The sequence below is a fragment of the Erwinia oleae genome, from assembly GCF_000770305.1.
GTDB lineage: Bacteria > Pseudomonadota > Gammaproteobacteria > Enterobacterales > Enterobacteriaceae > Erwinia > Erwinia oleae.
The window spans coordinates 36260-48641 of sequence record NZ_JNVB01000026.1; the positions used below are offsets into that span (position 1 = coordinate 36260).

The 12382-nt window shown below is 54.2% G+C and carries 15 protein-coding genes; 10 read left to right on the top strand and 5 right to left on the bottom strand.

Going from position 1 to position 12382, the window contains the following annotated elements; genetic code table 11:
• The first annotated feature begins 331 nt into the window (after positions 1–331).
• A complete protein-coding gene (locus tag GS12_RS10480; RefSeq protein ID WP_034913266.1) occupies positions 332–1174 on the top strand; it encodes a hypothetical protein in 843 nt (280 codons plus the stop codon).
• 70 nt (positions 1175–1244) lie between these two features.
• Here GS12_RS10480 and GS12_RS10485 read toward each other — a convergent pair whose 3' ends face one another.
• Positions 1245–2090 carry a lytic transglycosylase domain-containing protein gene (locus GS12_RS10485; RefSeq protein WP_160279913.1) on the bottom strand — a complete coding sequence of 282 codons (846 nt, stop codon included), beginning with the start codon at positions 2088–2090 and terminating at the stop codon, positions 1245–1247.
• A 34-nt stretch (positions 2091–2124) separates the two neighbouring features.
• Between GS12_RS10485 and GS12_RS24600 the strand changes: the two genes are divergently transcribed.
• A complete protein-coding gene (locus tag GS12_RS24600; RefSeq protein WP_160279914.1) occupies positions 2125–2397 on the top strand; it encodes a hypothetical protein in 273 nt (90 codons plus the stop codon).
• Between the two features lie 147 nt (positions 2398–2544).
• Here the strand turns inward: GS12_RS24600 and GS12_RS10490 are convergent, their stop codons facing one another.
• The gene (locus GS12_RS10490) at positions 2545–2796 is read right to left on the bottom strand and encodes a hypothetical protein (protein ID WP_034913271.1); all 252 of its coding nucleotides are present in this window, start codon (positions 2794–2796) and stop codon (positions 2545–2547) included.
• Between the two features lie 321 nt (positions 2797–3117).
• On the opposite strand from GS12_RS10490, the gene GS12_RS25380 reads away from it, so the two are divergent.
• Together GS12_RS25380 and cspE are read left to right on the top strand one after the other, a co-directional pair.
• Positions 3118–3201: a small membrane protein YohP gene (locus tag GS12_RS25380; protein WP_445084017.1), complete on the top strand. Its 84-nt coding sequence runs from the start codon at positions 3118–3120 to the stop codon at positions 3199–3201.
• 729 nt (positions 3202–3930) lie between these two features.
• Entirely contained in the window at positions 3931–4140 is a 210-nt protein-coding gene (cspE, locus tag GS12_RS10495) for a transcription antiterminator/RNA stability regulator CspE (protein WP_004156612.1), read from the top strand.
• Between the two features lie 55 nt (positions 4141–4195).
• Here cspE and GS12_RS10500 read toward each other — a convergent pair whose 3' ends face one another.
• Entirely contained in the window at positions 4196–5563 is a 1368-nt protein-coding gene (locus GS12_RS10500; protein ID WP_034946614.1) for an aminotransferase-like domain-containing protein, read from the bottom strand.
• Between the two features lie 125 nt (positions 5564–5688).
• Here GS12_RS10500 and GS12_RS10505 point away from each other — a divergent pair, with 125 nt between their 5' ends.
• The 6 genes from GS12_RS10505 (at position 5689) to tatE (ending at position 10398) form a co-directional block, all read left to right on the top strand.
• Positions 5689–6654 carry a substrate-binding domain-containing protein gene (locus GS12_RS10505; protein WP_034946617.1) on the top strand — a complete coding sequence of 322 codons (966 nt, stop codon included), beginning with the start codon at positions 5689–5691 and terminating at the stop codon, positions 6652–6654.
• On the top strand, positions 6651–7439 hold the full coding sequence (locus GS12_RS10510; RefSeq protein WP_034946620.1) for a deaminated glutathione amidase: 789 nt from the start codon (positions 6651–6653) through the stop codon (positions 7437–7439). The genes GS12_RS10505 and GS12_RS10510 overlap by 4 nt, the downstream gene beginning before the upstream one ends.
• Before the next feature lie 25 nt (positions 7440–7464).
• The gene (locus tag GS12_RS10515; protein WP_034946622.1) at positions 7465–8352 is read left to right on the top strand and encodes an ABC transporter substrate-binding protein; all 888 of its coding nucleotides are present in this window, start codon (positions 7465–7467) and stop codon (positions 8350–8352) included.
• Entirely contained in the window at positions 8349–9302 is a 954-nt protein-coding gene (locus GS12_RS10520; RefSeq protein WP_034946625.1) for an amino acid ABC transporter permease, read from the top strand. Before GS12_RS10515 ends, GS12_RS10520 begins: the two co-directional genes overlap by 4 nt.
• The gene (locus GS12_RS10525; RefSeq protein WP_034913284.1) at positions 9299–10069 is read left to right on the top strand and encodes an amino acid ABC transporter ATP-binding protein; all 771 of its coding nucleotides are present in this window, start codon (positions 9299–9301) and stop codon (positions 10067–10069) included. The genes GS12_RS10520 and GS12_RS10525 overlap by 4 nt, the downstream gene beginning before the upstream one ends.
• 122 nt (positions 10070–10191) lie before the next feature.
• Positions 10192–10398, top strand: a complete 207-nt coding sequence (gene tatE, locus GS12_RS10530; RefSeq protein WP_034946628.1) for a twin-arginine translocase subunit TatE — start codon at positions 10192–10194, stop codon at positions 10396–10398.
• An 84-nt stretch (positions 10399–10482) separates the two neighbouring features.
• Here tatE and lipA read toward each other — a convergent pair whose 3' ends face one another.
• Complete coding sequence (lipA, locus tag GS12_RS10535; protein ID WP_034946631.1) at positions 10483–11448, bottom strand: lipoyl synthase; 966 nt, start codon at positions 11446–11448, stop codon at positions 10483–10485.
• Positions 11449–11603: 155 nt separating this feature from the next.
• On the bottom strand, positions 11604–12263 hold the full coding sequence (gene lipB / locus GS12_RS10540; protein ID WP_034946634.1) for a lipoyl(octanoyl) transferase LipB: 660 nt from the start codon (positions 12261–12263) through the stop codon (positions 11604–11606).
• Positions 12264–12382 lie beyond the last annotated feature (119 nt).

Genomic DNA, 12382 nt, shown 5'->3' on the forward strand with positions numbered 1-12382 from the left:
ACTCAATTTTCGTTTACTATTTACCACCCTCGCACAGGCCGCCTATCAGTTTCATCTGAAGTTGTTGTGGGGATCTCCTACGGGCAAGGTAGGGATATCCCTACAAAAATTCGCTATCCTGCTGATTAAATAATGTAAATAAGTGCATTGTTTCGATTACTAATCGTAAAGAAAGTGTGATGAAGATTGCGGAAAATTTTCCTTTAGATCGCCCCGATGGAACTCTCTTCCCTCTCTTACCACCCATTAACCGAGAAGAAAGCTGCGACAAAACGCTCCCATCACGGCGAATTGCTCGCAGAAATATGCATTTCAATCAACGGAGGTCTCTATGGGTGGTATGAAAATTGGCGGCGGTAACGGCGGCATGTTCAGCGGCAAGACGGGTGGAGATATGCCGGGTCCTGATGTGTCTGGTAAAGGCAGACAGGATATCGGCCCTAACGGCGCGCGCAACAATGGTTCGCAGGGCGGCGGGAGTATCGGCGGCAAGGCGCTCGACTATGGCTCTAACATGCTTTCTCAAACGACTGGCAAGAGCGACGGATTGAGTTTCGGCACGCAGCCGGGAAGTAATTTATTCTCCGCCAAATCCAGCAAGGGTAGCGAAGGCAGTCAGGGCGCTGATGGTCAGGCTGACAACAACGTCATGAGCAATATCACACAACTGCTGAATGCCATCGTGCAACTGCTGAAGGGTCAAAGCCAGGGCGGGGAAAAAGCCGGTAACGGCGAGTCGAACGCCCCAACCGAGGGCAGCAAGACTGAGGGCAGCAACGGAACGCAAGGCAGCGGCGATATCATGACTCAGCTGATGGAGATGATTAAGAAGATGCTGGGCCAGGAGGGTGAGGGCAGCAAGACCGGCGAGGCGACCAGCGAGCAGCAGCCCAGCAGCGAAAGTACTCAGAATGCTTCCGGCGGCGATACGCTGACCCAGTTAATGGATATGATCAAGAAATTGCTGGGCCAGTCTACGGAAGGCGGCGAGTCTACCGGTAAGTCAGGCGGTGAAGGATCCACGCCAGCGGCGGCACAGAATACCAATGACAATCAGGAAGGTGGCGTTACTGGTAAGCTGGGCACCGCGCTGCAAATGCTGGGTCTGGGCACTCTTCTTTCTGCCCTTCAGGGCGGTGCTGGCGGCGCGCAGGGTGGAGAGAGCACCAAATAATTCTGCTGAACATACTGCAAAACAGAGGGGGCTTCGCGCCCCCTTTTTTAGTGCCTGCAACCTGTGACGATCAGGCTGGCAGCGCGCCTTTGCCGGTGGCAATGGTATTGGCAAAACCCATGACTTTATCAACGTAGGTTGAATCACCCGTGCCGGTTTTTGAAATATCGCTGAGGTCGGCGAGATTGACGTTATTTGGCCCTGAGTTATAAGCACGCAGCGCCGCGCCCATGTTGCCGTCAAAGGCGTTGAGTTGTTCTTTCATGTAAAGAGCACCTGCCATGACGTTGTCGCGAGGATTGTTCGGACTGGCGTTAGCGCCAAGCAGATCGGGATTTTTGCTTTGTAAATCGGCAAACGTATTGCTGTTCACCTGCATCAGTCCCGCATCCTGCAAGCCGTTGCCGCCGTTCACCGTGCTGGCGCCCAGATTACCGCGTGACTCCTGCCAGATTTGCGCGGCCAGCAAGTTAGCAGGCACGCCGGTTGATTGTGCAGCGTGTTGAATATCAGTTTCATAAGGTTTCAGAGACTCGGGCAGATGTAAATCGCTGCCGCTGCTGGTAGATATTGCCGGTGAATTTGCCGTGGTTTCGGCGGTGGCAGGCGGTGTGACGCTTTGTGTGTCCTCAGCGGAGAGCACCGGCATGTCTGGCGCGCTGTCCGGCGGTGAAGCCGTTGCTGGCGTATCGCCGGCGTCTGCCTCCGAATTGCCCGCTGGCGTTTGCGTGCTGCCTGCACCGCCCGCCTGCGCGTTACTGTCCGTATTTCCGCTCTGCTGGCCCTGCATAATTTGTTGTAGCAGCGGCATCAGCGCCTTCATGATTTCAGCGACCAGCTGCGCTATCCCCTGAGAAAGTTCGCTATTTTGTCCCTTATCCAAACCATCCGTCTCCGGGTTCAGAAGGCTTGCCATCGAGGTTCCTTTGCTACCGGACTGGCTAAAATCAATGAGATTACTACCTTTTGCGGCTGGCTGCTCCGCAGCGCTTTTCGGGCCTGACAAGAACGATTTTTCGTCCAGTAAACTGAAGTCCAGCCCTGATGAGGCAGAATTAATGAATGAATTGGAAACAGGTGTATTCATGTTTTTTTCCTGTAAACAAGAGGCAAACGAGGGCGAAAAAAGAGCATTCGCTGAAAATGAGTGGCTGCTTTATCAGCCGGGTTCCCGCAGTAGAACGCAAACAGGATTTTTGACACAGGAAAAGGGGAACCCTTGAGGGAAGATGCGTGCAGGCAGGCATAGCCAGCGCGACTCAACATCAAGGCAATACGCTATTTAAAAGGTTTATTTACCAGAGGGGAAAGGTTTCACCTGTATGGCGATTGCCTGAGGATAAGGGCCTCGTGAAGAGGCCCATGGACTGTCAATGCTGATGCGTTACATCAAAGCCGGCGTCAACCATCCGCTCCCGAAAGGCGTTGGCGATGGCCCGATTACCACCGGTAACCGGGTAAACAACATTGTTGATGACATCGTCAAGGTCATGCTCATCAAACTCCTGCCGGGTAAGCTGCGCGCCGCCCTCATCGTTAATAGCGATTGAACCCTGAATATGATTGCCAGCATGCTCAGCTTTCAGGCTGTATCGGCCCATGCTGCTGTCTATCGTGCTCATAAAGTCTCCTGTCATTAATCAATCGTATCAGTGACGTTAAAGCAAATTATCCACATTCATTTTAGCCAGGGAAAAAGGCGCTAACTAAGAATTTTCTGCAAAAAAAGATAAATCGTGATCGCAATCCCGAAAAAATATTATTTTAAATTATTATTATTTTTCAGGTACTTGCAATAATTTCTTTCTGTCAGGAGACGATAACTAGCTGGCGCGAATACAAAAATCCTGTCGTACAAGGCGAGTTAACAGCGAAGCCGCGAATCGTCTTCTATACTCAAATAACGACACCGTTTGTTCACTAAATGTATTGAGGAAAATGGAATGAAAATTATTCTTTGGATTATTGCGATTATTTTTATTGTCGGGCTGCTGACACTGACTGGCGTATTTAAGGTACTGTTCTGATCAATCGTGAGGTGGCGGATTTCCCGTCACCTTTCACTTTTTGCGTGCTTTTCATCTCTTCCCATCTGACTATTTATCTCCCGACCTGGACGCCCCCGCGTGGTTTTTCCTGCTGAATCATCTCCCTCATCGTTGTTAAACGACATATCCATTAACGTTAGTGGCTTATTACAATTAAAACAAACGGCACCATGATGCGTACCATGTCGTTTTGCGCAAGGTGTAAAAATGAAGCCCCTACATCCGCACTTACTGCATTTCAGTACCACGTTTGCTGCTCCTGCACGTTATGAGATTTATCGTAACGGCAGTTATACTATCAGATAATTCTTTAAAATCGATAAGCTACGTTAATTAGTATTGGCTCTAAACTATCAGGGCAATTGATCTGGATCAAGGCAAGCAACGTAGGCATATATTTTAAAAGGCTTTTTTTTAAGCATTAAAAAGAAGTGAATATTTGCACAAGAGGCTGTATCAATGATGATTATAAATCAATGAGTTATGTAGAGAACCAGCAATAGCACTGATTATCAGCGTATCAGGCTCTGCCTTTCTCGCCTGATGAGTATCCTCTTCTTCGTTATGCGGCGTGGATCGTGGGGCAAGAATAAAAAAAAGCGATATTTATCACTTTTTCATCATCGGTTACTGGACAAAAGCCTCGGCAATTGCTGTACTAACTCCCGACACAGTTTAGTGTCCATTTTTCATGTAAAGGTAATATTGATGTCCAAGATTAAAGGTAGCGTTAAGTGGTTTAATGAGTCCAAAGGATTCGGTTTCATTACTCCTGAAGATGGTAGCAAAGACGTGTTCGTACACTTCTCTGCCATCCAGAGCAACGGTTTCAAAACTCTGGCTGAAGGTCAGCGCGTAGAGTTCGAAATCACAAACGGCGCCAAAGGCCCATCTGCTGCTAACGTTGCCGCTATTTAAGTTATCAGACAGAATTCTAAAAACCCGCCGCTGGCGGGTTTTTTTTCGTTCGTATTCAGTCGCCGGCAGCGTGATCGGTCCACTCATTTATCTCTCTGCCGCTTGCCAGCACCAGCGCATCTGCAATGGCATTAATCTGTTCCGGCTGCATCATGGCCGTACTGACGCGTATAAACTGAATGCCGCCGCTGCGACAGCGTTCGCCCGGCAGCACGGCGATGCCGCGCGCGGCCAGGGTGATCATCGCAAACTGTTCCGACTCTACAGGAATAAAAATACTCAGTCCGTCACGCTCCGGCAGCGTCAGGCCGCGTTGCGCAAGCGCTGTCAGGAGCGCTTTTCTGCGCGTGGCATAGATGGCTTTGGCGTGCTCAATCTGCTGTTGCGTTGCAGGATCGTTTAACATCCATGCCACGGCATGCTGCAAAATGCGGCTGGTCCAGCTTGCGCCGAAGTTGCGCCATGACTGAATGCGTTTCACCAGCGCCATCGGCCCGGAGAGCACGCCCAGGCGTAAATCCGGGCCATACGCTTTAGAAAATGAATGAACGTGCAGCGTACGATCGGGAAAATAGCTGCCCAGGCTGTAGATCGCCTGCGCGGCCAGATCGCCAATGCCGTTATCTTCAATAATCAGCGTGCGGCTCTCTTTTAATACCTCTGCAAGCTGCTGGCTGCGGGTTTTGCTTACTGTCTTACCGGTTGCTGAATGCGTACCCGGCTGATAAATCATTGCCGTCGCCCCTTTTTTTAATAATATCGCCAGCGCGCCGGGCAGGGGGCCTTCCTCATCGCAGGCCAGCGGCATCATTTCCGCACCTACGTTATCCAGCATATCCAGCAGCCGGGTGGCGGTGGGATCTTCGATAATCACGCGATCGCCGGGCGTTATCAGCGTCTGGACAATGCAGTTCATGGCGTCAAAGCCGCCATCCGTCGCCAGCCAGGCTTCGGCCGCGCAGGGCCAGCGCGGCCTGATGGCTGCCAGCAGGCCCGGTGCAATCGCATCGCGCTGATAGCTGTTAAGCTGCGCGCACTGAACGCCTTGCAGCATCGCTTCACGCAGGTCGGGAAGCAGGGCAGGATCGGGTGACGCCATCGCCAGATCGGCGCGAATAGCGCTGCCGTAGTTACCGATTTTTTCGAAACGCACCGGACGCGGCGTGACGTTATCGCCACACACCCACACGCCGCTGCGCCCTTTACCGGCAATGACTTTCTGCCGCTTAAGCTGGCCCCATGCCGCCGAAACCGTGGCCGGACTCACACCCAACCGCTCGGCCAGATCCCGCACTGCCGGGAGATGTGCGCCAACCGGGATTTCACCTTCACGAATTAATACGCCGGTGGCCGCCGCAATCCCTTTCACAGAGGTGTCCGTAATTCGCGCAGCAAGCCAGTTTACGTCAAGAGGCAAAGTCATAAGAAATCCATTTGTTCAGTAACAAAGAAAATATTGTACAGATATTATTATCGATCTAGTATCAAATTTAAGCATTATCTGTGCATATTTTGTGCTTATGACATGAGCTAAAAAAAGAGGCAAAAATGGTCACAATCAGGCTGGCGGTGCGCGACTGGGATTATTTTACCCCCCTTGCGCTGGGCGATATCAAACCGCAGGGTTTCCATCTTGAGGTGGATCGCGTGGGTACGCTGGTAGGCGATTTAGCGACCAGCACGCAATACGATGCGGCTGAGGTTTCCTTCAGCCGCTACGCGCAGGCCAGAGCGAAAGGGGATGATTCTCTGCTGGCGCTGCCGCATTTTCTTATGCGTGGCTTCCGCCAACGCTGCATCATCACCACGCAGGACAGCCCGGTCACATCGCTTGATGGGCTGAAAGGCAAAAAGATTGGCGTCACGGGCTGGCAGGATTCGGGCAACACCTGGACCCGCGCGCTGCTGTATGAAGCCGGCGTGCGCATTGAAGACGCTTACTGGTTTGCAGGACGACTGACCGCCGAACACCCGATTGTCGATCGCCTGAGCGGTTTTGGTCAGCCGGGCCGTATCGAAGCCGCGCCGGGCGAGCATCCGCTGATTGACCTGCTCAGGGCCGGCGAGCTGGATGCGGTGTTTACGCCCTTTATGCCAGCCGGTTTCTTTTTAAAAGACTCCGGGCTGCGCCAGCTACAACCGGACTTCCGCCAGGCGGAACTGGATTACTTTAATCGGGTGGGTTACATCCCTGGCCACCATCTGTTGGCTTTCAGGTCTGACATCGCCAACACGCATCCCGGCCTGCCGCAGGCGCTGAGTGCGCTGATTGAGCAGTCCGCTGCTCTGTGGCTTGAAAAGCGGGAGAAGTACGCCGACACCACGCCCTGGCTATTTGATGATTTGCGACGCACTGCGCAGGATTTGCCCGCTAACTGGAATCAGAACGGTTTTACCGCTAATAAGAAGATGATTGCCGACTTCGGCAAAGCGCTTTATGACCAGGGCCTGACCGCGCAGTGCCTCACGCCTGACGATCTTTTTCCCATGCAGAGCGAAGGAGCATCACGATGAAAGTTGCATTAGGGCAGTTTGCGGTCAGCCGCGACTGGCAGGAAAACAGTGCCACCTGCACCCGTTTGATGGCGGAAGCACAGACGGAAGGTGCCGATCTGCTGGTGCTGCCGGAAGGCATCCTGGCGCGTGATATTGCCGATCCGGATCTGGTTCTGAAAGCGGCCCAGCCGCTGGACGGCCCCTTCCTCACCGCGGTCTGCGCCGCCAGCCGCGGCAACGCGCTGACCACCATGATGACCGTGCATGTCCCCGCTGGCGATGGCAAAGCGCTGAATGTACTGGTGGCCATTCGCAATGGCGAAATCATCGCCCGTTACGACAAACTTCATCTTTACGATGCCTTCGCCGTACAGGAGTCGCGCAACGTGACGCCGGGCAATCAGGTGCCGCCGCTGGTTGAAGTGGCAGGCATGAAAGTGGGCCTGATGACCTGCTATGACGTGCGTTTCCCCGAGCAGGCCCGCCGCCTGGCGCTGGACGGCGCCGAGGTGTTGGTGCTGCCCGCAGCATGGGTAAAAGGCCCGCTGAAAGAGAAGCACTGGGAGGTGCTGGTTACCGCGCGCGCGTTAGAAAATACCTGCTATGTGGTGGCCGTCGGCGAATGCGGCCCGCGCAATATCGGCAACAGTATGGTCGTTGATCCGATGGGTGTCGCTATTGCCAGCGCAGCCGAAGCGCCAGCGCTGGTCTTCGCCACGCTGGAGGCGACGCGCATCGCACAGGTTCGCGAGGTGCTGCCCGTATTGCAAAATCGGCGTTTCGCGCGTCCTGAGTTAAATTAACGTGACCACACCGGGGAAACTGACCATGACCATAAAAACAACGGCTGCTGCGCTGGTTCTGGGTTTAACTGCGGGTTTTGCTCAGGCTGCCGATGCGATCCCGACACAAAAAGTTGACCAGGCGCTGCACGATCGTCTGCCTGAAGAGATTAAAAAAGCGGGCAGGATGATCTCCGTGAATAACGGCTCTTTTCCGCCCTATGAAATTGTAGAAAGCCCGACCTCAATGAGCGGTGCTTCTGCCGATTTAACCGAGGCGCTGGCGCAGCTGCTGGGGGTGAAAATCGAACACGCCACCGTCAGCGGGCTTTCCGGCGTACTGGCCGGTATCAAGTCTGGTCGTTATCAGTTGGCAATTGGCCCGGTTGGCGATTATCCCGATCGCCAGCAGAAAAACGACTTTATTGATTTTGTGCAGGAGTTTGTGGTGTTTGCCGTGCAGAAAGGCAATCCGGCGAAGATCAACTCGCTTGACGACACCTGCGGCAAACGCATTGCCGTGATGGCTGCCGGCTCCGCCGAACAGGTGATCCGTAAGCAGTCGAAGGTGTGTACCGATGCGGGCAAACCCGCGGTGACCGTGCAGTCATTTACCGATCAGCCTTCGTCCATCCTTGCCGTGCGGTCAAAGCGCTCGGATGCCTTTTTCTCCTCTCAGGCACCGCTGATTTACTTTGTCGAACAGGCGCATGGTCAGCTTGAGCTGAGCGGGAAAGGGCAGAAAAACGGCTTCGGTGATATTTTCCAGGGCACCGTGGTGCCAAAAGATTCCGCGCTGGGAAAAGTCGTGTTGGATGGCTACCAGGCGCTTTTTGATAATGGCACCTACGCCGCGATCATGAAGAAGTGGAAGCTTGAAGGCAACATGATTAAAGCACCTGGCGTCAATCTGGCGAAGGGGGAGGTAAAATGAAAAAAAGCGTCGCGAGCAGGACAAACGCACAGCATCGCGATGTGGCGCTGGCCCGTAACGCGCCGCGCTATGGTCGCCTGATCTCCTGGATTGTGGTGCTGCTGATTGCTGCTAACTTTCTCTGGCTGGTGGCGACCAATCCCAATTTTGAGTGGCATGTGGTGCTTGAGTGGTTTACTGAAGGCTCCGTTCTCAAGGGGCTTCAGGTTACGCTTGGCTTGACGGTGGTGTCGATGATCCTTGGCACGCTGCTGGGGCTGCTGTTGGCGGTGGCGCGCCTTTCGGAAAATCGCCTGCTCAGCGGTTTGTCGGGTCTCTATATCTGGTTTTTTCGCGGTACGCCGCTGCTGGTGCAGCTGATCTTCTGGTACAACATGTCCACCCTGTTCCCAACGGTGACGCTGGGTATTCCGTTCGGCGGGCCGACCTGGGCCACCTGGAACACCAACGATCTGATCACGCCGCTGACGGCAGCGATAGCCGGGCTGGCGCTCAATGAGGCGGCCTATATGGCGGAGATTATTCGCGCCGGGCTGCTCTCAGTCGATCAGGGGCAGGTGGAAACAACGCAGGCATTCGGGATGAGTCGGGCACGCGCGCTGCGCCGCATTATTATCCCGCAGGCGATGCGATCGATTATTCCGCCTAGCGGTAACCAGTTGATTAGTATGATTAAAGCCACCTCGCTGGTGAGCGTTATCGCGATGGGTGACCTGCTCTATTCTGTACAGTCCGTCTACAACCGCACCTTCGAAGTGGTGCCGATGCTGATGGTGGCGGTGATCTGGTATCTGCTGATTACCTCGGTTCTCAATGTCGGCCAGTCCGCTATTGAGCGCTACTATTCGCGGGGTGTTCGTCGCTCGGTTTCCAGCGCCCGCCGTCGCGCGCCTGCGGTCAAGGCGGCACCCATCGTTAATCGTCCTTATTTCCCCAGGGAGGATGTATGAGTGAGATGCAGCCGCTGGTCCAGGCGCGAAACGTGCAGAAAAACTATGGCGACAATGCGGTGCTGCGTGGCATCGACCTGGATGTGATGGCCGGTGAAGTGGTGGTGATCCTCGGGCCTTCCGGCTCCGGGAAATCAACGTTGCTGCGCTGTATCAACCATCTTGAGGATCTGAACGCGGGTTCCATTATGGTCGGTGACCACCAGGTGGGATACGAGTTGCGCAACGGCCAGCTACATCGCCTTTCGCCGCGCAAGATCGCCCGCCAGCGTCAGGAAATTGGGATGGTGTTCCAGCAATTTAATCTTTATCCACACATGACGGTATTGGAAAATATCATCGAGGCGCCCGTTGGCGTACACAAGCGCCCGCGAGATGAAGCCATCCGCGAGGCGACGGAGCTTTTGGCGACGGTGGGCCTGAGCGATAAAGCCGATGCGTGGCCGCAACATTTGTCGGGTGGTCAGCAGCAGCGCGTAGCCATCGCTCGTGCGCTGGCAATCCGGCCAAAACTGATGCTGTTTGATGAGCCGACGTCGGCGCTGGACCCGGAGTTGGTCGGCGAGGTGCTGGCAACGATGCGCACCCTGGCCGATCGGGGGTTAACCATGGTGGTGGTAACGCACGAAATTGGCTTTGCTCGTGAGGCGGCGGATCGGGTGGTGTTTATGGATGGCGGCGTCGTCGTAGAGCAGGGGCCGCCGGAAGAGGTGCTGGTCAATCCTCGTCATCCTCGCTTTCAGGCTTTCCTGAGTCGCTTTATCTGATATTATCTGCGGGCTAAATATTACTCTGTTACAGATTATGATTGTATCAGGCGCCATTCCGCGCGTTAATAGAGCTTACCGTAAGCGACTCGTTGCGGGTCAGGTTTGAAGAGAAGGTATTTATGGAAGGTATCAGTATTGCTAAGCTGCTGATTGTCGGCGCGCTGATCGTTTTATTGTTCGGCACAAACAAGCTGCGTTCGCTCGGTGGCGATTTAGGATCAGCCATTAAAGGCTTTAAAAAAGCCATGAGTGAGGACGATACGTCCGCAAAAAGAACGCCTGCTGCTGATGAAAAGCCTGTTGAGCAGGTCGTTCATAAAGATTGATCGCCTCGCGAAGCCATAAAAAAAACGGATGATTGCTCATCCGTTTTTTTTGCGCGCCACGTTACTGTAAACAGATGTAACGCGCTACTTAACTTCCAGACCTTTTGCCTGCATATCCGCATGATAGGAGGAGCGCACAAACGGGCCACAGGCGGCGTGCGTAAAGCCCATATCCAGCGCGGCCTCTTTCATTTCATCAAATTCCGCCGGACTGACGTAACGCTGCACCGGCAGATGGTGACGGCTTGGCTGGAGATACTGTCCGAGCGTCAGCATGGTCACGCCGTGACGACGCAGGTCGCGCATCACCTCAACAATTTCCGCATTCGTTTCGCCAAGGCCCACCATCAGACCGGACTTGGTTGGAATATCAGGATGCGCCTCTTTAAAGCGCTCCAGCAGCTTCAGCGACCAGTCATAGTTCGCACCGGGGCGAACCTGACGGTACACGCGCGGCACGTTTTCCAGATTGTGGTTAAACACGTCCGGCGGCGTGGCGGTGAGGATATCCAGCGCGCGATCCATTCTGCCGCGGAAGTCAGGCACCAGCGTTTCAATTTTAATCGCCGGGTTTTTTACGCGAATAGCAGAAATGCAGTCGGCAAAGTGCTGTGCGCCGCCGTCACGCAGATCGTCGCGGTCAACGGACGTGATAACCACGTAGCGCAGGCCCATATCGGCGATAGTTTGTGCCAGTTTTTCCGGCTCGTTGTTGTCCGGCGCGACGGGGCGGCCATGCGCCACGTCGCAGAACGGGCAGCGGCGCGTACAGATGGCGCCGAGGATCATGAATGTCGCGGTGCCGTGGTTAAAGCATTCGGCAAGATTAGGGCAGGAGGCCTCTTCACAAACGGAGTGCAGACCGTTTTTGCGCATCGCGGCTTTGATGCCCTGGATACGACTGGAGTCCGCCGGAAGTTTGATTTTCATCCACTCCGGTTTACGTAAAACCTCCGTTCGCTCCGTGACCACCGTTTTAACCGGGATCAGCGCCATTTTGTCTGCGTCGCGGTACTTTACGCCGCGTTCCATCTGTATAGGTTTACTCATAATCTTGCATAGTCCAGGTTGGTATGCGCTCAAAAAAGCCGCATCAAACGCAATGAGTTATTAAACTTTTTTTGATAAAAGCGTCAAAATTATATCATTCCGGGCGACGACTTTCAGCCACGGAATGTAACGGATTTGTAAATCCGCACGTGCGGTCACCAAATGGGCAGGCGGTTATCGCTCTGCCAGCTCAGCGAGGGTATTTCCAACAGACGCGCGAAATGCTCAACCAGCAGCGGACGCACCGCTTCCGTCGTCACGCCGGGACGCAGCGCGCTCAACTGCGTCATCTCCAGTCCGGCGTAGCCACAGGGATTGATGCGCAGAAAAGGCGTCAGATCCATATCCACATTTAACGCCAGCCCGTGAAACGAGCAGCCGTTGCGTATGCGTAGCCCCAGCGAGCAAATTTTCTTTTCGCTGACGTAAACACCAGGCGCATCGGCGCGGGCGGCGGCGTCAATACCGTAGTCCGCCAGCGTATTTATTACCGTTTGTTCAATCGCGGAAACGAGCTGGCGAACGCCTACTTTACGGCGCTTCAGGTTGATCATCACATACATCACCTGTTGACCGGGGCCATGATAGGTCACCTGACCGCCGCGGTCGCTTTGCATCACGGGAATGTCGCCGGGCATCAGCAGATGTTCAGCCTTACCGGCCTGGCCCTGGGTAAAAACGGGATGATGTTCAACCAGCCACAGCTCGTCCGGCGTGGCATCGTTACGGCGATCGGTAAAGGCATGCATCGCCTGTGAGACGGCATCCCAGGGCTGAAGGCCAGGTTGACGAACAATTAAGGTATCTGGCAGCAAAACGGGCAGTCCGTTGAGAAGTGAAAATTGCGTCAGCTAAGAGCGACGCGCGGTCGCTCTATACGCCATACTCTCTTACAGCACCATGCGGACAATTTCAATTTTGCCCAACTCTTCAT

Bases quoted from the DNA above. Each gene is read 5' to 3' on its own strand.
- GS12_RS10480 (WP_034913266.1), top strand. From the start codon at position 332: ATGGGTGGTATGAAAATTGGCGGCGGTAACGGCGGCATGTTCAGCGGC.
- GS12_RS10485 (WP_160279913.1), bottom strand. From the start codon at position 2,090: ATGGCAAGCCTTCTGAACCCGGAGACGGATGGTTTGGATAAGGGACAA.
- GS12_RS24600 (WP_160279914.1), top strand. From the start codon at position 2,125: ATGAGATTACTACCTTTTGCGGCTGGCTGCTCCGCAGCGCTTTTCGGG.
- GS12_RS10490 (WP_034913271.1), bottom strand. From the start codon at position 2,796: ATGAGCACGATAGACAGCAGCATGGGCCGATACAGCCTGAAAGCTGAG.
- GS12_RS25380 (WP_445084017.1), top strand. From the start codon at position 3,118: ATGAAAATTATTCTTTGGATTATTGCGATTATTTTTATTGTCGGGCTG.
- cspE (WP_004156612.1), top strand. From the start codon at position 3,931: ATGTCCAAGATTAAAGGTAGCGTTAAGTGGTTTAATGAGTCCAAAGGA.
- GS12_RS10500 (WP_034946614.1), bottom strand. From the start codon at position 5,563: ATGACTTTGCCTCTTGACGTAAACTGGCTTGCTGCGCGAATTACGGAC.
- GS12_RS10505 (WP_034946617.1), top strand. From the start codon at position 5,689: ATGGTCACAATCAGGCTGGCGGTGCGCGACTGGGATTATTTTACCCCC.
- GS12_RS10510 (WP_034946620.1), top strand. From the start codon at position 6,651: ATGAAAGTTGCATTAGGGCAGTTTGCGGTCAGCCGCGACTGGCAGGAA.
- GS12_RS10515 (WP_034946622.1), top strand. From the start codon at position 7,465: ATGACCATAAAAACAACGGCTGCTGCGCTGGTTCTGGGTTTAACTGCG.
- GS12_RS10520 (WP_034946625.1), top strand. From the start codon at position 8,349: ATGAAAAAAAGCGTCGCGAGCAGGACAAACGCACAGCATCGCGATGTG.
- GS12_RS10525 (WP_034913284.1), top strand. From the start codon at position 9,299: ATGAGTGAGATGCAGCCGCTGGTCCAGGCGCGAAACGTGCAGAAAAAC.
- tatE (WP_034946628.1), top strand. From the start codon at position 10,192: ATGGAAGGTATCAGTATTGCTAAGCTGCTGATTGTCGGCGCGCTGATC.
- lipA (WP_034946631.1), bottom strand. From the start codon at position 11,448: ATGAGTAAACCTATACAGATGGAACGCGGCGTAAAGTACCGCGACGCA.